The following is a 19,903-nucleotide window of genomic DNA, read 5'->3' on the forward strand; positions in this document are numbered from 1 at the left end:
CACATTGTATAGAAAACCGTGAGCTCTTGCCAGTATTTCAGCCGGGCGCTGCAAATTCAGCCTTCCGGCTTCGCCATTCCGCCCAAAACGCGTTCCAACCGATTTGTGCGAGCTCGTCGGGCGGCTCGGCTCGTTTTGGCGACGAATCGTAGAAATCTTCAATTCTCTGCGCGAATCCGAGAACAGCGCTAAGCCAATCGGATTCAGAACAGGTCCGCGCTCTCCCCGAATAATCGCTAACAGTCACAATTCCGGGCGATCGGTCAATTCGCAAATCGACACCTCTATCGCATCCGGGAATTACGACAGAAAACGCACTCTCACCCTTGAAGACTTCCGCCGGCCAAACGGTGAATCCACAATGCGGGAACAACTGGTTGTCCTCGGAAACGGGAGCGTCGACGCTGTGGGGTAATTCCAGCGTCCTGAGCAAGAACAAACCGCTCGCACTGAGCGTTAAATCTCCGTGTGACGGGTCGACGAAGATCACATCGTCGACCCCGAAAACGACGTTACCGTGAACACACAAGTCTTCGGCATTGTCGTCCGATTCGTTAATCCAATGCAGATTCAAGGGTTCAAGTTTTACCAAGGTCAGCGATTCCACCTTCCGCCCAACGTCGTCGACGGCGATGCGATCGATTCAAATCTCGCCAAACGCACACGGTCGCTGTCGCGAAACGATATCAGCGGCATCAGACCGTTTTCGAGCAGCGTTTCAGCGATCACTTCCGTCATTTCAGTTTCCGCGCACGGCTTCAGCTTCTTCTCACCGTCGACTTCGTAATGGTAAAGCGGAAGTCCCGAGATATCCCGTCGCAACGCTTCGCCCATATCCCAGCCGTAAGCGCGATAGCTTTCAGCCAAGAGCACGGCGCACGCGAACGACGGGTTTATCCAAACCAGCTCCTGATGCTTTGCCAAACCGCTAAACTCCTCAAATTCAAATGTTTCCAGAGGGTCCGACTTGGCGCCGTACGGAGCCCGGGCCAGGAATCTCATCGGACACATCCCGAGAAAACCGGATTCGGGCACTCCGCGGATCGCCGCCCAGAGTTTGCCCTCGGTCGATTCATCACTGATCTTGAACGCCGACGGTTCCGGCAGCGATTCGAAAGACCCAAGTCCGAACATCTCCGGACGCATCATCGAAATGAACGGAGCATTTGCCGCATTCGCCAACTTGCCGAGCCGCATCAGCGCCCCCACATCATCGACGTTGGAGCCAAACGAGTAGTTTCCGCAAATCACGGCAAAGGCATCGGCGCCAACCATTTCAACACGTTCGCGGATCACCTCGCGATAGATGACTGTCTCCGCTAAACTACTGACAGATTTGAGGTTATCAAGACATTCGTCCTTTGTCAGATCAAGCGCGTACAGTTTTAGATCGATGTCGGTATCGATCCGACGAACCGCGAAAAACAATCCTCGCCACGCGGACTCGAGCGCTTGAAACCGCGGATGATGAAGAACCGACCGCATCAGGTCCGATATCGCGGCATCGACCGCCGAAACCAGTTTCGACTGTTCGTTCTCATCGATCTTAACAAGGAACGGCTCGACGACCTGCGAGATCAACCGAGACAGATCCGATTCGTCAGATCGGCGCGTCGGCCGAACCGACAGAATGTCGTCCAGTGAAAACGCCGAAGCCGGTCTTGGCTCCTCGTCGACTTGGGAAACCGGCTCGGGAACCGCAAACCACGATCTGACCTCGCCGGCTGCTTCGTCGAAAGAATCGGCGGAACGCAACCGTCGCCGGACGTCGCGAAGATCGGCGAAAACCGGGAGATTTCGAAAAAGGCTGTCGGGATGAAAATCGTCAATGTCGCGGAAACTCAGCCGCAGTTTCTCAACGCCGATGTCGAGTTCGAGCGACACGTCGAGCCTTTCCATAAGCGCGCCGAAATTATCGCGATCGATCATAAACGGGCGCCGTTTCGCCAACTCAGGCTTCGCACCGTCGCCGCTCCAATCGCCGAGAAACAGTATGTGAAACGGCGGATCGTCCGGAGACGGCGTCGCGCCCGTCTCAAACGTGAACATTCCTTCAAGATTCGAATCCGTGATTGGCATAAATCCTCCTGCCGTAAGTTTATACCCGAACAGCAAAAATTCCAGACAACGACTACAACTTTATGAAAAGAACACCACGATGTTATGAACCGCTCGGATCGTAACTCTTCGCCCAATCGATAAAATCCTTGGTTTTTTCGCCATTTTCGACGAGCCATTTTTCAGCCGTCTTATTGCCATCCTGCTGAAGTATCAAATACGCGAGCACTTTCGAAAAGCCTTTCTTCTTGAGCTCAACAAGGAATCGAATGTATGTCTTGCCGACGAAAGTCGATTTCAGTTTCTTATCTTCCGAAAGCAGCGCGACCAAGGAATCAAACGCTTCGGCAAAGATCTCGTCGTCGGACTTTGTTTCTTCCTTTTTGCTTTCGATCGTTGTCAAGGTTCCGAGGACAAGATCATACATTCCGAAATCGCCCTCATCTTTCGGGGCGTCCAAATCGAGAAATATGTTGATGGTTCCGGTCTTTTCATCTTTCTTTGCGGATTTCAGAATGCTCAAAAAGATTTGCGCCGAACGTTTCGCCCGCGCCGAATTGAGTTCCAGCGAGACAAAACGGGCGGCGGCCAGCATTGCCGGCACTTTGTACTTACCACTGAGGAATACTTCGGCAAGAAGATAGTTCGGACTCCCGTAGCCGAAATTGCTGTAAACGGCATTTTTCAACGCTTCCCGAGATTCCTTGTATAGCTTCTGTCGCGCGTATGTCACTCCAAGATTGTAGTAGACACTAGACAAGGCTTTCTGACTGTTCTTCTCATCCTTCAGGAACTTTATTGCGTCTTTATAAAGTTCGATAGAGTCCTGCGACTTACCCTGATCGTCCCATGTATTGGCGATCAAAATGTAAAAAAGCGACAACTCCGTTGACTTGTATTTGACGCCGTTCATCGCTATCTCAAGCGCTTTGTCAACATCTCCTTTCGCGGCGTAAGACAACGCCATCTCATACATCGCAGCCGTGCAATCCGGGTTCTCATCCAATACCAACTGATACTTCTGAATGGCAACGTCAAATTTCTTATTGTCGTGAAGCGCAATTCCTTGTTGCATCAAGAATTTCTGAGCAGTGGTCGGAACGGACGGAGTCATTGTCGGTTTGGGAAGCTTCTGCGCCAACGCCGGAACACCGAAAACACAGATCAGTACAATCAAAAGCGCTGTCTTTTTCATAAAACACTCCGCGATGTGCACCAACGAACAAAGTCCGCACATCGCCGTCATCAAAATCAAACCCTACCTTTCGAGAGCGGTCTTCATAGCCTTGCAAAAAATCTTCAGGGTCTTGATCCGCGCGAACTTCTTGTCGTTCGCCTCGATAAGGTGCCACGGTGCGAAATCGGTACTCGTGCGCTCGACCAACTCGTCGGCCGCAACTTCGTAATCGTCCCACTTTTCCCGGTTACGAAAGTCCTCGTCCGTGATCTTGTAGTGCTTGAAACTTGTTTGCTGCCGCAGAGCGAATCGGCTCGCCTGCTCGTCCTTGTCAATATGCACCCAGAATTTCAACAACAGAATGCCGTGGCGATGGAGCTGTTCCTCAAAGTTTTCTATCTCGGAATACGCGCGTTTCCATTCGTCTTCGGTCGCGAAGCCTTCGACCCGTTCGACCAGCACACGCCCGTACCAACTGCGGTCGAATATCGTCACGCGTCCGGCCCGCGGGAGATGTCTCCAGAACCTCCAAAGGTAATGTTGCGCCCGTTCTTCCTCGGTCGGCGCGGCAATCGGGATGATCTGATAGTCGCGCGCGTCCATTGCCCCGGTGATGCGCCGAACGATCCCGCCTTTGCCCGCCGCGTCCCAGCCTTCAAAGACCAGGATCGCCGAACGCCCTTCGGCTTTGAATTTGCGATATAGAAGATTCAGCCGGCCCTGTTGCTTTTCAAGTTCCACCTTGTATTTGTTCTCGGTGATCGATTGCGTCAGGTCGAGTGTGCGGAGAAGCGATATTTGGTCGCCGACCTTCACCATCGTTTTGTGTGTCGAGGTCTTCCTTCGTTCCTTTTCGGACGCGAGCCGTCTGGTGATCTGTTCGAGAATATGCTCGCCGACAGTAATGCTCCGGTAACGCGGATCGACGCCTTCGACGACGATCCACGGAGCTTCGCCGGTGCTTGTCGCGCGCAACGCGCGTTCCGACACGTGTCGGAACGTATCGTACATCTTGAAGTGCTTCCAGTCGGTCTTCGTGACGCGCCAACGCGTTTTTGCGTCTTTACTGAGAGAGTTGAGGCGTTTTTCCTGTGCCTCTTTGCTGAGATGAAACCAAAACTTGATGATCAACGCACCGTCATCGACCAATTCCTTCTCAAACGTGTTGATCGAAACCAACGACGAATCGAGCGCGGCTTCGCCGGTCTTGCCGAAAACGCAGTCGATTATCGGGCGGGTGTACCACGACCCGAAGAACATACCGATCCTGCCCTTCGGCGGCAGCGTCCGCCAAAATCGCCAGGCTTCCGGACGTTCGCGCTCCTCATCGGACGGCGTGCCGAACGAAACGGCGTGCAAATAGCGCGGATCCATCCATTCGTGCAGGATATTGACGGTTTCGCCTTTGCCCGCTCCGTCGACGCCGCCGATGACAATGATCACCGGAAACGGTGCCTTTTTCAGGTCTTCCTGAACCTCAAGCAACTGCATCCGAAGTTCCGGTTCGCGCGCACGATACTCTTCCTTGCTGAGTTTGCGGCCGAGTTCCGCGGTTTCAAACATATTTCACTCCTTGAGGCGCTTTCGCCGCAAAAGCAAAATGATCCGCGGCCAGAAATCGAGCCTCACGGTATTAGCGATACCGCTTTATTCACAATTATCACGAACCGGAATCCAGTAAAGTGACTTGCGTCACCCAAATTCGCAACTCTGCTTTCAAAGACAAGAAAAAAACCGCGCCTCGACGACGCGGAAAAAGAATATCTGCCAGATTCATCACGCTCGGATTAAGGTTCCGCGATGAAATCAAAGTTATTCACGTCGGAAGTCGGCGTCACGGTCCGCGAGGGCTGTGTGATCGTGAATCGCTTCGTCTGAACCGTCACCGTAAAACCGGCGCCCGCCTGCAAACCCTGAAAACGGTAAATACCGAAACTACCCGTTCGAACTGTCAGCGGGGTGGGCAGATTTCCGCCGGAAATGGTCACCAGCGCGTTCTGGATGCCGGCGCCCCCCGAAGTCAACACACGACCGCCAAGCGACAGATTCGCAACCGGCACCATCGCATACGCGTGCACCTGTCCGTTGAAAACCCCGGTTCCGACGATGATGTTCGTATCACTTATGCCGAGCGCCGACGACGACGTGTTCGTCGAAAGATCCCAACCCGTTCCGGACGGAATAATGTCCGCCAATCTGAACGTACTGGTGCCGTCGTACAAGAAAGGAATCGCGAATGCCGAGGATGCGGTGCCGACCGCCCAACCCGCGGAATTTACCGCTCGCGCCGACCCTTGCGAAGTGCCGATCGGCAACGGGATCGAAACAATGCCGTTCGACTGCGTCCAGATAAATGGCAGGCCGGAACCCTGATTCAACATACTTGAGCCGACAACGTGGCCGCCGTTGCTTATGCCAAAGGCGAGCGCTCCGTTCGCGCCGGGCAATGCGCCAACCTCGAACGCCGAAGGGCTGCCGATGTCGTAAACCATCCCGACATTCCGGGCCGCATTGCTCGGATCGATCCCCGTGCCGATAACGCGACCGGAATCGTTGATTCCGAATGCGGTGTTGAAAAAGCTCCCGCCGGGCGTCGTCTGGCTGATGAAAGTCGCCGTTCCGTTGCTGTAATAAACCGCCTTCTGCAGCGATCCGCCGTTGACCGAACCGACCGCAACGCCCGAAGAGTTGACATCATTGGCATCGCCGAGCGTTTCGCCGACCGGCAACGGAAGCTGCGCCACCGTCCCGTTCTGCCAAATCACCGGCAACCGGCTCGAGCCGAAAAGGGTCGTCGCGCAGGTCCCGACCACGACACCTCCGGCGTTCGCGCTGTTCGAAACGCAAAACGGACGTCCGGCAAGATTCGTCAAACCGACGATCCCGCCGCCCTGTGTCCACGAGAAGGCCTGCGCCGCTCCCGATCTTATCGACCGTCCGACGGCAATTCCGTTCGTCGAAACACCGAATCCCTGCGAGTTTGCGTCGCCCGCAAGAACGACGCCGATATCGAAGATCTGATATTGCGGCGTCACCGGAATACCGTCCGTTTTATCGACGATCAGTCGTCCGGACGTACGATTCTTGTTGTCGGTCAGATTCTTCTGCGATGAAGCCGTGGAGACGAGACCCGCAGATATCACAACGGTGATCAGCAAGAACGAAACAAGGGCGCGAAGTCGGACGAATTCGAAATGGCTCATATTTTTTTGGCAAGTCTTAATTGGTTTCCGAAGCATATTGGAAAACGCTTTTTAAGTAAAGGATTCCAACGAGAAGACTCGCGCAGACCATCGAAACGTATCGAAGCTTGCACAAAACGCGGTAGGAGGAAATCCGAAAACAGATTGTGTTAGGATTCCAAAATGGCAACGGTTACGGGACTCAGATCACTACTTGCCGGACTCGCACTTTTCGCCGGAGTAATCTCCGTGTCGGGTCAATCTTCCAGCCCATCCGAAAGAAATCCGGGAAAGCCTGAAAGCAAACGGAACGCCCCGCGCAGACCGCTGGAGTTCGCCGACCCAAAAGAGATGCTCAAGCTCATCGAAGGGCGCTGGCGAACGGCTGGGAACGATTGCGAGGCGAATGCGTTCACGATCATCGTTTCTGCCGATCAGAAATACCTTGATCTTGAGATTAGCCAACCGGGATCCGACCAAGGCTCTCTCTACCGTTATGACATTCTCGAACTTGAAAACGACTATTTTCGAACACAGATCAGAAACGAGAAACGTTTGACCGATGCCGGAAAACCGGTTAAATGGGACTTTATCTTCCTTTCCAACGACGAGTTCGTCTGGCGTCAATCCGACTCGCCGAGAACCGCCTATACCAAACCTTTATTGAGATGCCGCGAAACTTGAGCAGATCTACTTTCCGATGCAGAAAGTTAGTCTCAATCGTAATTACTGCAATACTTAGTGTTATTGTACCGATTGTTTGTTGCAGATACAAATGAGATACAAATCTCGCATAAATTGAAGAATTTGAGCTTTTTCAACCTAAGATTTTTGGTCGCGGTTGAGGTGTTTTTCTAGAAGTGGAGATCACCTTTGTTAGGCAATGTTAGTAATGGATCCCCGTAAACATTCAAAGCTAAAGAGTGAAGCGGATTATGATTTAACTTTTGAGCTACAGCGGCATTCGCGAGGAAGTTGCTTTTAATTACTGTATTACCTTCATTAAAGAACTTTAAAAACTCTTCTAACCAGATGATTGGCACCCTGACATCAATCGGGTATGATGACGCAATAACTGTTCTGCAACCCTGATTTAGCAATTCGAAGGGCAATCCAATAGAAGATTGGGTAAAAGGGTCTCGATCTATTCGCCCACCGCTGCAGACAAACAGAATAACTATATTAGTTCCAACAAGCAGTTTTGAGAGACTTAAGCTGCTCAATCTAGTTGAATCCCCGTCAGACATGGACCTGAATAATTGGTCATACTCATGAATACTGCCATGTGCTCCAATAATTGTTATATCAGAATAAGCAAAATATTGAATATCCTCTTCCTTTCTATAAATATCAAAGTGATTTTCAACAAGAATAGAATTGGTTTCATCATATAAGCGGGAAAGCGGGTCTTCGGCTTTTTTAGGATCAGGAAACCAAACCTTATAATTATTTTCCCATTTTAAGGCTTCTGCTTTTGATTTTTGCAACCAATTTAGAGATGGGGTAATTGCCATAGGTCTTGAATTACCAACTGGATTATCTTCAGAAAATAATAGATTGGGGGGAATATTTTGTAATGTTGTACTGCTTATTAACAACAACGGAGAGCTTGAGGGAGGCAAGGATACCCCGATTCCATTCATCGTTTCGGTTAATTTATTAAAGGCGTTTGCATCATCTAATGCTACATTACTATAACCGTAGGGGAACATCTGTTTCCAAACAGCAAACAATTCTGAATCAAAAACCGCTCTCTCTTCTCTTCTAAGTATTATTCTTTCATTTTCGGAGTATAAAGAGATTAAATTACCTTTATCATCTAACCCTATCGATAAAACTGAAAGTTCATTTCGGTTTAAGGATTTCACGAATTCTAAAAGTTCCAGAGGGGAAAGCAGTCTAACCTTTTCAGGATGCATAAAACTCAAATCGGTAGTTTTATCAAATTCCGCGATTTTTGTAAGCTCCCCCAGTTCAATGTTAAAATTCTCATCGCCCATCACCGCTCCCATGTACTTTCTGACTGTTAAATCAAGAATCTCATTAGTATCATCGGAATTGAACAAACGCGTGAAATCAGTATTTATTGAAATTGAAGAACGTAGTTCAAGTAAATATAACCAGTTCTCCGGCGGATCCTCCGGTTTTGCATTTCCCAAAGCTATTTCAGACAACTGAATAATTGGTGTTAGGTCTGTTATCAGATCACTTATATACCTATTTTTTTCCAAATTTCTCACCATCATTTCAATGTCATTGACTGTGGGGTTTCCGCTCGCAATCGAAAATGCCAGGTTAGTAAAATTCGGAGTTGCTTCATTTAAGGCTGATAGGAATAAATCTGACAATTCGGTTACTTTAGGATTGTCGATTTTTTCTGAATTTAACAATCCATTTACCTGCGCCATCAACAATACGGTTGGAAAACGTTCGTCCGAAACCTCCATGGAATCTTTATGAAGTTCAAGTACTCTTTCTACAAAAGCCTTTAGTAATTCGGCTTTTTTTTCAGAGTCGAGATCATCTTCAAAGGCTGTAAACAAAATTAATTCAATCTGTAATTCAATAACATTTAAAATCTGGTTCGATCTTTTAGGACTAGAAGTTTGGTCTATATATTTACGGGTTTTTTGTATTTCGTTCAATGCCAATGGAAAAAAGTTAAAATCTCTTAACATTCTAATTAATAGGACTCTCTGAACAAAAATTTCGCTGCCTGAAAAGGCGACGTTCTTTAACTGCCGCGCGCAGGCTAAACCTATAAGAGATTCGATTTTATTATGAGAACGCTGGTAAATATCTGAATAAGCCAACCAAGCCGATGATAGAGACGTTTCCGTTTTACTTTTTAGTGCGATCACTAACGCTTGTTCAGCAAAATTTCGAGCTAGTTGATTATAGCCAGAAGTAGTTAAAGCCGCGGCAGTAGTACTGATTGCTTCAAACTCACCTCCAGTCATTAATTGTTGGTTTAATCTAATAACTATATGTAAGACTGCAATCAAAAAATTTAAGTCGCTTTCATCATTTAGTCCCTTAAAGGCGAGTTCCTGAAGAAACAAATTGAAAGTTTTCAAAATTTGATTTTTTGAGTGTTTTGTTTTGATATTGGATATTTCGCTGATCCCCAGCAAAATATGTGGCATTCCTTGTAAATATGAAGAGAGTGTCTTTCTGATGTCTTCAGGCTTCATTAAATCAACATTGTCTACTTCTTTTTCAACTGGCTTCAATGATTCCAAGTCTTGTTTTAAGACGACGCTAATTAAAGTCAAAACACCAAAAAGTCCGGTATTTTGTCGATCCATCATTCGAATAAATGCTGCCCTCATGCTTTGATCCAAGGGATGGTGAGAAATGTATTTAAGTATATTGGAAATCGCTAATTCTATTTTTTGTGCATAGGGAGATTCTATGAAGCTTTCGTCATCTATTTGTTGATCAATTGGGACGTTCTGTATAAATAAATTTTCAAGAACTTCGATTAACTTCGAAACAACGTGATCTTCCATGCTTGGCTGCACATTTTCAAAGGTTAGTAAATTTAGGGCTATTTCGAATTCTTTATGATTCAGTGCGTATGAGCCGCAGTAGTAAATTGTAGCGGATTCAAACTCGGGGTAATCGGTTTTAATTTCAGTTATAATATCACTAAAATTTTCGATCGGTGTGTCCAATAATTTATTTGTTAGAAGCACATAAAACTTGAAATACCTACTTTTCAAGTCAATATCAGGAACTTTATCTAATTTATTTCTCAGCTCATTTAAGTTGTTTTCGATTGCCGAATTAAAAAGTTGGTGAACAGTTGCATCTTCGAACGGGAAAACCTTTTCAAGCCGTTCTAAAATTTCAACGGTTACCTCATAGGCTTTAACTGATTTTGCAATTTGTAGAGCGATTTCCAAACTGAATAAATCACTTAGGTTTCTATTCAAAGCTTGGCGAAGAAACTTTTTTGTAGTTTCTCGTTGACCTGCGGCAGCAGTAATTCTCGCTACTGTTATCAACATTGTTGGGTATTTGCTTGACAACAGTTCTTCAATAAATGGCTCGATTATTTGCAGCGCTGGCAGCGAATGATTAGCAGATAAAAGACATTGTGCCTTAATTAAAGCATTATTTATTCTATTTACGACGACATTATCGATTTCTTGAAGAACAAAATCTATGTCGCCCGTTGAAGATGCTTCCAACCATTTAGAAATATTAGATTCGATGGTAATGCTTTCCTCATTTATTCCTGAATGTATATAAGCAAGATTTTCAATTGAATTTATCTTTTCTAAATTTTGTTTTGCTACAGGCGGATATTGATCAACCAGCAAATAGAAAAGCACCTGTTTATTGTTTGTAATTTTGTTAAGATTAGAAATTACAGTAAAAACGCTATTTACCCATATATCCTCATAAGACCATGAGCGAATAGCATCAATCAACGGAGTGGGCGGGGCTTCGAATGTAGGACTAATAGAAGCATTAGGAGAATAAACATCTACATCAACTAATATAAAAGCGGTTTTATCAAATCTTTCTACCAGTTTTAATAAATCTTCAGTTTGATTAGTCCGACAAACGATAATCTCGATCAAACCTTCAATCTCCTTTTCATACCTGTCTTTTATCCAATTGATGATTTTTGCGTCAAAATCTACAAATTCTATTTCTTTTTCGATTCGTTTCTTAACTACACAATCAAACAGTAGTTCTAGATCGATCTTTTCTTGTTTGCTTTCAAATGGGAAAACTATTACAACCTTTTCATATAATGGATTTTTTTCTGGCGTAACTAGTCCGATGACCGTCGCAATTAAACTGGAAACAAAATGGAAATTAAATGAGAAATCCAAAGTAAATAAATCAATCCCACCGTAAACAGGTCGTTGTACTGAAAAATAATCCAACCACCCATTTATCGTAAAAGGCATAGGATAGTTATTTTTTAATGTCTGCGAATGTGGTGAATTTAGGGGGTTATAATCCATTACAATATTAGTCCCTAAGTTTGTGAAATTACTTCTTCATGTGCAGTTTGTTTTCAAAAATGGATTTTTCTCCATTGATATAAGTTCACGCTCATATGAACCTTTATTATTAAATAATTCCACGAAAGGACATTTTCATTCTCAACCTTAAACGAATAAATCACCATAAGTGAGCTTGTTAAAAACATTTTTTCTCAATCTAACCAACGTTGACGTGCGGTTATGCCAAGGTTGGTTCAATGAAAAAGCCTGTTCCGATAGGTCGCGCCGTCTCGCCATCATCACCAATCACGACGAGCGAGTATTCAGAAGATTTCGTCTTAAACCCAATAGAATTTTAACTTGGCGTATTAGCCTTTCCATTCGTCATAACTAACTATAAAGCTATTCAACTCATCGCGAGAAGAACGCCAGCTCGGAATGTATTTATCCAATAAGGCAAGATACTTGTCGTTATGGTGCCGGACTTTGAAATGAAGCAATTCATGGACAATGATGTATTCCAAGCAGTTACTTGGCTTCTTCATCAATTCAAGGTTAAGCCAGATGCGTCCTGTTGAGACCTTGCAGCTTCCCCATTTGGTCTTCATTAACCTAATCTGCCAATCTGCAATCTCTACGCCGATTTTCTTTTGCCATTTTTCGATAAGCGGTTCGACGCGCCTCTTTAGGTTGTCCCGATACCAGCCTGTCATTACACGCTTTCGTTGCTCAAACGTGCTATCCGCTCGAACGGTCAAATCAATATGCGTCTTGTTTCTTATTTCGACGCTCGGAGTCCGGTCGGCATAGATTACGTTGAGCAAATAGCGGTTTCCTTCGAAGTAATGACTTTCGCCGGTAATGTATTCACGCGCGGATTGCCTTTCTTGTGATTCGAAACTCTTTTGGTGTTTCTTTATCCAGCGAAGCTTAGAGACCGCGAACAACCGGACGGCTTCATCATCGACAGTTAGAGGCGAGGCGATGCGAACACGTCCAGTCGGCGGATATACCGCTAGATGAAGATTCTTGATGTCCTTCCGAACAATATCAATCTGAATGTTGCCGACTGTTATTTGTTCCATCTCAATATTCTTCTTGCTCTGAGACAATTTTGAAAACCTTGTCGATTTCGTCCGAGTCAGAAATTCCAAACTCTCTAAGCGCCGATTTAATCGCGATTCTCAGCTTTCGCTCTTTTAGAACATCACCTCTAAAGCCGTCTTCAGCGTTTAGCTGAATCTGCTTGTGCAATCGCTCAACAAGCTCAACATCTTTATTGAGATTGTGAAAAAGTGAGACCATCGCGGCTGACTCTTTGACTGACGCTGGCAAGGCTTCGCTCTCTGGATTGCTGACTTTCTTTGTAAGTTCGACAAACCGTGTCAGATACGTCTCATATTCGGCAATGGCTTCCTTACGAAACTTGATTAGCTCGTCCAGAAGCTCGGACATGTCCTTGTAGTATTTCGGGTCGATGCCTTGTTTGCTAACAATCAACCGGCGCAAGTTGTTCTCGATGGTTTCGGCAACTGCTTCCTGATTCTTCCGTATGCCTTTCGGAAGCGATTCAATCGCGTCCCTACCACGTTCAACGATGAGCTCAACCAATGACATATCGTCGAAGGTCGAAATCTTCTCCGATTCGTCGGCGCTGATATAAGTATCTATCAATTGCCTCATCGCTGGTTCGTAGGCTTTTAGGTCGATGTAATCGCCGCTGGCAAGCTTTATCTCTTCTCGGACATTCTTAAAATGCTCAACGTCCTTCTTGATATGGGCAATCTCTTCATTGGTATAACCGGCTTCAGGCATTTCGCCAATTACGTTCGAATAGGCTCGAATCATCGAAGCCGTAATTTTGTATAACTCAGTCCGACGCGGTTCCGTTTGCTTCAGCTCGCCTTCAACGTCTGAGCTACCACAGAAGAATTTAACGTAAGCATCTTGAGACTTACCATCAACCGGCTCGCATAGTGCTCTAATCGCCTCAAGTCTGGCATCCAGCGTTTCCTTAGCTTTCTTTAGTCTGTTCGTCAGCAAGCCTTGAACGTCTTCCGCGTCGTAACCATCAAAAGCTTCGGAAGTATAGTCATCAACGGCGTTTTGCAGCGATTTGAAGAGGTCTTTGTAGTCGATGATGTAACCATATTCCTTGTCTTCATCGTCCAGCCGGTTGACGCGGCAAATAGCCTGAAAAAGACCATGGTCGCGCATCGACTTGTCGATGTAGAGATAGGTTGCTGAAGGCGCATCGAATCCGGTTAACAATTTATCAACGACGATAAGCAGCTTCATTTGCGCCGGATGGTCAACAAATAAGTCTTTGACCTCTTTTTCAAAGGTCTCTACATCTTTGCCGTTGAGCATCTTTTCATAGACTTCGAGCTTCTTCAGATTGTCAGTTGGTGCATCTTCGCCGGTCGCTTCGTCCTTAGCCTTATCGATGGTCGGATTGTACGAAGTGACAATCGCACATTTCTTGAATCCCTTGTTTTGGAATATCTCGTAATACTTACACGCTTCATAGATGCTTCCGGCAACAAGCATTGCGTTGCCTCTGCCATTTTGCAGACGGTCTTTGGTCTCCATGTCAAAAATGATGTCGTTAGCAATTTGCTCAAGACGTTCATGGGAACTCAAAACGTTCTGCATCGTTCCCCATTTCTGTTTCAGCTCGTTCTTTGCGTGGTCAGTTAGTTCCCTAGTCTTTGCTTCAAACCATTGGTCAATTTTTTCCTGATTGGTTAGATTTTGGTCAACCTTTCGCGCTTCATATCGCAGGTCAAGAACTACTTCATCTTTAACGGCTTGGTCGTAGCGATATTGATGAATGTAGGTTCCAAAGGTTTCCATGCTGGTAGCCCTGTCCTGCTTCAAAAGAGGCGTTCCGGTGAATCCAATAAAGAGCGCGTTCGGCAAGATTGTTTTCATTGCCTTATGCAGCTTGCCTGATTGTGTTCTGTGGCATTCGTCTATAAAGACGTAGATGTCACCCTTTGCCTCATAGCCGTCCGGCAAGCTGTTTATGACGTTCTCGATAAAGGTCTGATAGTCCTTATCAGAAGCTTCGTCATCGTCCGAACGGCGTCCAAACTTGTGAACCAGCGAACCGAGAAGCCATTTATCCTTGACGTTAAGATTCTGGACTAAATCCTCACCGCTCTTCGTCCGGTAAATGTCTTCTTCGACACCCTTAAAGACCTTTTCGATTTGTTCATCCAGCTCGTCGCGGTCGGTGATAATCAGCACTCGCGAGTCGTCCACGTTCTCGCGTATCCACTTCGCCAGCCAAACCATCGTCAAGCTCTTGCCGCTTCCTTGCGTATGCCAGATGATTCCGCCTTCGCGCGTTCGGATACGCTCTTGAGCCGCCTTCATTCCGAAGTATTGATTCGGTCGGCAAACCTTCTTGATGCCTCTGTCAAAGACGATAAAGTCATGGATGATTTCGAGAAAGCGCTCTTTACGGCAAACTTGCGATATTTGCCGGTCAAGCAGCTCGGATGTGACTTCTTCAGGTTCCGCTTCGCCCTCTTCCTTCCATTTCAGGTAATATTTTTCTTTAGTTTCGATGGTGCCGTAACGCAGTCCTTGCGTGTCGTTGCCAGCCATTACGAGCTGCATAGTGGCAAAGAAAGGCTTGATGAAGCGGTTTGTCTGATTGTCCAGATTTTGTCGAATACCTTCGGACACTGAAACGATGCTTCGCTTCAGTTCAATAACACAAAGAGCGATTCCGTTGACATAGAGAACGATGTCCGGTCGTTTCTTGTTTTCGCGTTTTATGCTGACCTCTTCAGCAATCGCAAAGTCATTGTTAAGCGGACTCTTCCAATCAATCAACCAAACATCTTCAGTGCTGTCATCTACATTCGCTTTTACCTTCGCGGCATATCTAAGAATCGAATAGACCTCTTTATTTACCGTGTACAAGCCTTGCGCTTGGTTACCCGCTGCGGAGGTAATTTGGAAAATAGCTCGGTCGATTAACGACTTGTCGTAACCCTGTCTAACAAGAAAGGCTCGAAGATGCTCTTCATTGATATTGCGGTTGTCTTCTTCGGCTTCCAAGTTGCCGAGATAGTTGTAGCCCAAATCATCGCGGAGAAGCCGGACGATGCGGTTCTGGGTTCGACGTTCTAATTGTCCGACATCGGTCATACAAGCCTCGTCTTTCCTGTAAGTAATTCCTGCATCATTCCTTGTTTGATTGCGGCATATTTATTTCGTTTGAGTTCGAGCGATTCGATTTCATCACCCATGTCCCCGATGACTTTCGCTATCGCTTCTTGCTCACCCGTAGCCTGCGGCATAAAGACTTCAAATTCCTTTACCTCATCCGAATTCACCGAGTCGAACGTGGAGCCCTTGGACAATTTCGACCAATTGTTTTCTGAAAAAAGCAACAAATGGTAAACAAAGTCATTGGTATATCGAATTCGGCAAACGCCTCTACCAATACAAGCTTGGAAAGTCGCTCGTGCAACCTCTCCGACCGGTGCGCGGACGGACATTATCGTATCGCCAACCTCGCACCTTCGAGTTACTAACGACGTATAAATTCGAATAATCGTCTTCCTGTCGTTTATGTCCGCGTTACCTTGAATTAAGGGAAGACCTTTTCGGTCGGTATTATAGTAAACAGAGGACGGTGATTGTCCCATAACAACATCGGCAACATCGCCGAGTTGTCCGGTTGTCCAATCGTCCGAAAAGCCTGTCAAGCGCTTCTTGCTGGTAAGCAAAAGCTGCATTGCGCCTTGTTTGATGTTCCGCCTTTTCTCAATGAGTTCATCAAGCGAAGTAATCAGTGCGTCAACATCACTCAAGACCCTAGCAATTGCTTCTTGTTCCGGCACCGGCGGAAGAGGAACCTTCATTTCAGCAATCATTTCTCTGCGCACAGAGTCAACCGAAGATTTTGCAGTCATCTGCATAATCCGGTGGTAGAAATTTTTGCTGAAATAGATATAAAAGAAGTAGCCTTTTAAGGTCTCGTCAAACTCACTAATCTTGTAAACCCGTTGATGAAAATCAAACTTTCCGTTGATGTAGTGATAGATTTTTCCAGTGCCAACTCCGTCACCGGCCGTTAGAACAGCTTCGCCGTCGAATGAAAATGAGTTGATTCGTTCAACCGTTTGCGAACGAACAAAGAACGGATAAAAGCCGTCGTCAATCTTGTCCTGAGTGTTCTTTGCACCCGTCGATATTGAAGCGACATTAGCGACCGTATCAATTCCCCAATCTTCGGGAATGATACCGCAATCGGTTTTTCTGTAGCCTTCAGTTCTACATCGTTTGTTCATTTTGAGAGTTTCAACTAAGATGTTCTATTTCCTTATCCTCGCCTTTGACTAACCAGACTATATCAATTCGTCGTTTCAACACTCCGACGAAAACTCCAAGTTTATAATGAAGTGGTTCGTCAAAAAACCGCATAAGTTTCTCAATGTCGGCTCTAGCAAGTTTGCTCGTTAAACCGCATTTCTTCACTTCAAATGCAACATGGCTTGCATATTTGTTGAATCTTTCATGAATGATAATGTCCGGTCTCACTTTTTTGCCGTCAGAATCATACTTGTCGCTGTCTAAGGCCCTGTTATACTCGCAATCGATGTTCACCCTATAACCCGAAAAGACACATTCAAGATAGAGAGCGATTCGATGGCTGATCGTTGGTTCGTAGATGCCGACATGCGTCAATTGTCTCCAGTCCCGTTTCATAAATTCGTGAATCGCGGCACGAATCATTGCTTTAGTTTCGGGGACATTTTTAAGCGGGCTAAACTCCTTATTTGTCATAATAATTCCGCGATTATGCGCATTGTATGGAAAATGCTTCACCACTTAATCGCAATTGAATCCCATCCTTTTTAGATGTTGATAAACTTTTCTTTCGAGCTCTGCAACGTTGCTGGCAATCTTAGGCAGAAATTTTTCATACCGCGCGGCAAGCAAACTTACCCGGTTAGCCAGATTTTGTGAGACGCGCTCAAGCTCCCCTCGGATCGAACTATCTAGCGAGGCTATCCATTTGTCATCGACAACCAACACTTTGATTTCGTCTTCGGTTAGGCTTTTGTACTTTTCCAGAACCTTTCTCTTTAGCTCGTCCTTTGCACTCTTAACTGCATCTTAGCGTCTTTTTCGTCGGCAAGAATAACAAGATAGTCATGGAGAATATCTAGTTCGGGAAAATCTTCTGAAGCGCCTTTCTGCCAAGCTACTTTCGCGAAATCCTTCTTAATGGTTGCGGCAAGACGCTTCTCTTCAGCGGTCGAAATGGCGCTTTCTAATACCTCTTTCTTGAGTTCCATTACTCTTGTCTGGACGAGTCCCTTTGGAAGCTTACCTTCGTCTCGTAGAGCATCCAGAACGCCGTCTTCGCCAGAATGTTCCTCTTCGAGTTCTTCTTTCTTGCGAATAACCTCTTCACGTTCCGCTTCCAATTTCTCGATGTTCGTCTTTTCTGCCTTAAAATATCGGTCGATAACCAGCTCGCGAGGAATTAAGTCTTCGGTTGCAGTCCAGCCGTCAACGGCAATCAAATAAACGTCGTCTTGCATGGTTTCCGTCCAGTAGGACATAAGGCTCTGATAAACATCGTATTTATCAATCATAGAAACATCCGAGAACGAAGCAAGTATGTCTTCGGAAATATCGAAGATTAGAGCTTTAGGTTTCGCTCCTACTTCTAACGCTTTCAAGTCCGGCGTTTGTTTGTCTCGCCAAGCATTGAAGACTTCCTGAACCTTGCCGGTGAAAGTTTGAAATTCGGGATTCTCGAAAATTGTCTTCTTGACCTCTTCCTTATTCACGTTCAACCGTGAGTAGTTCGGTCGGTCGTAATCTGCAAAGAGTTCGGCTCTGAGAGTCGGAAATACTTGCCAGTACGATTCGAGCGCGTCAAGGTCGAAGTTCGGTATTCCGCCTAAAAGATGCGCTTCAATGTCCTGAATGTCTTCAGGTTCCTGAGTGTCGATATATCGCGGAAGATTGAGATTGTATTCATTGCCTGCAATCTCAGCATGTGTCACCATCCGAGAGTATTTCTCAACCTCAAGCCGCTTATTGAAGACATCGACAATTTTATGAAGGTCTTGATGACGTAAGCGGTTCTTGTTGCCGTCCTTTTCGAATCCCTTGCTTGCGTCAATCATAAAAATACCGCGACGAGCGTCAGCATTTTCTTTGTCTATAACGATGATGCAAGCCGGTATGCCGGTGCCATAGAAGAGGTTAGGCGGAAGTCCAATAATGCCCTTAATGAAGCCCTTATTGACCAGCTTTTCTCTGATTTCGGCTTCTACATTGCCGCGAAAGAGAACACCATGCGGCAAGATGATTGCACCCTTGCCGTTACTTTTCAGCGAACGAATCAAGTGAAGAAGGTACGCATAATCACCTTTCGTTTTCGGCGGAACACCGTATGCAAATCTACGGTAAAGGTCATGTTGCGGGTCGAATCCATTGCTCCAAGCCTTATCTGAGAAAGGCGGATTGGCAACGATGAAGTCGAACACCTTCAGGTTGTCGTTCTCGTCCTTGAAATGAGGCGAAGAAAGAGTGTTACCTTGCTCCATTATCGCAGTCGAGAAGCCATGAAGAATCATGTTCATCTTGGCTAGAGCGCGAGTAGCATTATCTTTTTCCTGTCCGTAAATCGTCACGCCATGAGGCGCTTCGTCGGCTGCGCGTATGAGCAATGAACCGCTTCCGCAAGTTGGGTCGTAGATATTCGTCTTAATGAGTACAGAATCACCAATACCAATTACCTTCGCCATAATGCGAGAGACTTCAGCCGGTGTGTAAAACTGACCTTTGCTCTTGCCGGACTCGGTTGCGAAGTTACGCATTAGATACTCGTAAGCGTCTCCGAGTATGTCATCACCTTCAGCGCGGTTCTGCGAGAAATCTAGTTCAGGTCGTTCAAATATTGCTACGAGCTTTGACAGCTTGTCGCGCATTTCCTGACCTCTGCCAAGCTTGTCGGGATTGTTAAAATCAGCGGAATCAATAATACCTCTTAGACCGTTGGCTTCCGCTAACGGTGCAAGGATTTTCTTGTTGATGTCATCGCCAATGCTGTCCTTCCCTTTGAGCGCTACCATGTCGTCAAAGCTGCTACCTTCCGGCACCTCAATCAGTGCGTTCGGGTCGCTCTTAGCCTTGTCCGAAACGTATTTAACGAATAACAAGACGAGAATGTAGTCCTTATACTGGGAAGCATCCATGCCACCACGTAATTGGTCGCAGGATTCCCAAAGGGAAGAGTAGAGCTCGCTCTTTTTTATCGCCATCGTAAGAGATTACTTCAATTCAAACGCATTCGGCTATTCGAATAATGAGCTGTATTAGTTGCTTTGCGATTTTAGTTGAAGAAAAAATAAAACCAAAATGTTACCGAGAGTGAAGGGATGATTTTTTTTCATGTTTTTTTTTCATTGCCTTGGATATCAACTTTGTGTTAAATGTATAGAACTCATTAAGCAATTAGAGTCCTTAAAGGTCAA

Annotated in this window: 11 protein-coding genes; 1 reads left to right on the forward strand and 10 read right to left on the reverse strand. The window is 46.1% G+C overall.

Annotated features, from left to right (window positions below):
• Positions 1-594: 594 nt before the first annotated feature.
• The 4 genes from IPN69_06885 to IPN69_06900 form a co-directional block, all read right to left on the reverse strand.
• Positions 595-2,079, reverse strand: a complete 1,485-nt coding sequence (locus IPN69_06885; GenBank protein MBK8810447.1) for a type VI secretion system contractile sheath large subunit — start codon at positions 2,077-2,079, stop codon at positions 595-597.
• A gap of 82 nt (positions 2,080-2,161) precedes the next feature.
• Positions 2,162-3,253 carry a tetratricopeptide repeat protein gene (locus tag IPN69_06890; GenBank protein ID MBK8810448.1) on the reverse strand — a complete coding sequence of 364 codons (1,092 nt, stop codon included), beginning with the start codon at positions 3,251-3,253 and terminating at the stop codon, positions 2,162-2,164.
• Positions 3,254-3,316: 63 nt separating this feature from the next.
• Complete coding sequence (gene pap, locus IPN69_06895) at positions 3,317-4,798, reverse strand: polyphosphate:AMP phosphotransferase (GenBank protein ID MBK8810449.1); 1,482 nt, start codon at positions 4,796-4,798, stop codon at positions 3,317-3,319.
• A gap of 224 nt (positions 4,799-5,022) precedes the next feature.
• On the reverse strand, positions 5,023-6,438 hold the full coding sequence (locus IPN69_06900; protein MBK8810450.1) for a hypothetical protein: 1,416 nt from the start codon (positions 6,436-6,438) through the stop codon (positions 5,023-5,025).
• A 330-nt stretch (positions 6,439-6,768) separates the two neighbouring features.
• On the opposite strand from IPN69_06900, the gene IPN69_06905 reads away from it, so the two are divergent.
• On the forward strand, positions 6,769-7,101 hold the full coding sequence (locus IPN69_06905) for a hypothetical protein (protein ID MBK8810451.1): 333 nt from the start codon (positions 6,769-6,771) through the stop codon (positions 7,099-7,101).
• A 170-nt stretch (positions 7,102-7,271) separates the two neighbouring features.
• Here IPN69_06905 and IPN69_06910 read toward each other — a convergent pair whose 3' ends face one another.
• From IPN69_06910 to IPN69_06935, 6 genes are all read right to left on the reverse strand, one after another.
• Positions 7,272-11,402 carry a hypothetical protein gene (locus IPN69_06910; GenBank protein MBK8810452.1) on the reverse strand — a complete coding sequence of 1,377 codons (4,131 nt, stop codon included), beginning with the start codon at positions 11,400-11,402 and terminating at the stop codon, positions 7,272-7,274.
• Positions 11,403-11,752: 350 nt separating this feature from the next.
• The gene (locus tag IPN69_06915; GenBank protein ID MBK8810453.1) at positions 11,753-12,469 is read right to left on the reverse strand and encodes a M48 family metallopeptidase; all 717 of its coding nucleotides are present in this window, start codon (positions 12,467-12,469) and stop codon (positions 11,753-11,755) included.
• A gap of 1 nt (position 12,470) precedes the next feature.
• A complete protein-coding gene (locus tag IPN69_06920) occupies positions 12,471-15,548 on the reverse strand; it encodes an HsdR family type I site-specific deoxyribonuclease (GenBank protein ID MBK8810454.1) in 3,078 nt (1,025 codons plus the stop codon).
• A complete protein-coding gene (locus IPN69_06925) occupies positions 15,545-16,696 on the reverse strand; it encodes a restriction endonuclease subunit S (protein ID MBK8810455.1) in 1,152 nt (383 codons plus the stop codon). Before IPN69_06925 ends, IPN69_06920 begins: the two co-directional genes overlap by 4 nt.
• A 10-nt stretch (positions 16,697-16,706) precedes the next feature.
• Positions 16,707-17,192 (reverse strand): hypothetical protein, encoded by a 486-nt coding sequence (locus IPN69_06930; protein MBK8810456.1) that lies wholly within the window; start codon positions 17,190-17,192, stop codon positions 16,707-16,709.
• 302 nt (positions 17,193-17,494) lie between these two features.
• On the reverse strand, positions 17,495-19,690 hold the full coding sequence (locus IPN69_06935) for a type I restriction-modification system subunit M (GenBank protein ID MBK8810457.1): 2,196 nt from the start codon (positions 19,688-19,690) through the stop codon (positions 17,495-17,497).
• Positions 19,691-19,903: the final 213 nt, after the last annotated feature.

The sequence above is a fragment of the Acidobacteriota bacterium genome (genome assembly GCA_016715115.1).
Classification (GTDB): domain Bacteria; phylum Acidobacteriota; class Blastocatellia; order Pyrinomonadales; family Pyrinomonadaceae; genus JAFDVJ01.

Excerpts from the sequence above, each read along its gene's own strand:
- IPN69_06885 (MBK8810447.1), bottom strand. The coding sequence starts at position 2,079 with ATGCCAATCACGGATTCGAATCTTGAAGGAATGTTCACGTTTGAGACG.
- IPN69_06890 (MBK8810448.1), bottom strand. The coding sequence starts at position 3,253 with ATGAAAAAGACAGCGCTTTTGATTGTACTGATCTGTGTTTTCGGTGTT.
- pap (MBK8810449.1), bottom strand. The coding sequence starts at position 4,798 with ATGTTTGAAACCGCGGAACTCGGCCGCAAACTCAGCAAGGAAGAGTAT.
- IPN69_06900 (MBK8810450.1), bottom strand. The coding sequence starts at position 6,438 with ATGAGCCATTTCGAATTCGTCCGACTTCGCGCCCTTGTTTCGTTCTTG.
- IPN69_06905 (MBK8810451.1), top strand. The coding sequence starts at position 6,769 with ATGCTCAAGCTCATCGAAGGGCGCTGGCGAACGGCTGGGAACGATTGC.
- IPN69_06910 (MBK8810452.1), bottom strand. The coding sequence starts at position 11,402 with ATGGATTATAACCCCCTAAATTCACCACATTCGCAGACATTAAAAAAT.
- IPN69_06915 (MBK8810453.1), bottom strand. The coding sequence starts at position 12,469 with ATGGAACAAATAACAGTCGGCAACATTCAGATTGATATTGTTCGGAAG.
- IPN69_06920 (MBK8810454.1), bottom strand. The coding sequence starts at position 15,548 with ATGACCGATGTCGGACAATTAGAACGTCGAACCCAGAACCGCATCGTC.
- IPN69_06925 (MBK8810455.1), bottom strand. The coding sequence starts at position 16,696 with ATGAACAAACGATGTAGAACTGAAGGCTACAGAAAAACCGATTGCGGT.
- IPN69_06930 (MBK8810456.1), bottom strand. The coding sequence starts at position 17,192 with ATGACAAATAAGGAGTTTAGCCCGCTTAAAAATGTCCCCGAAACTAAA.
- IPN69_06935 (MBK8810457.1), bottom strand. The coding sequence starts at position 19,690 with ATGGCGATAAAAAAGAGCGAGCTCTACTCTTCCCTTTGGGAATCCTGC.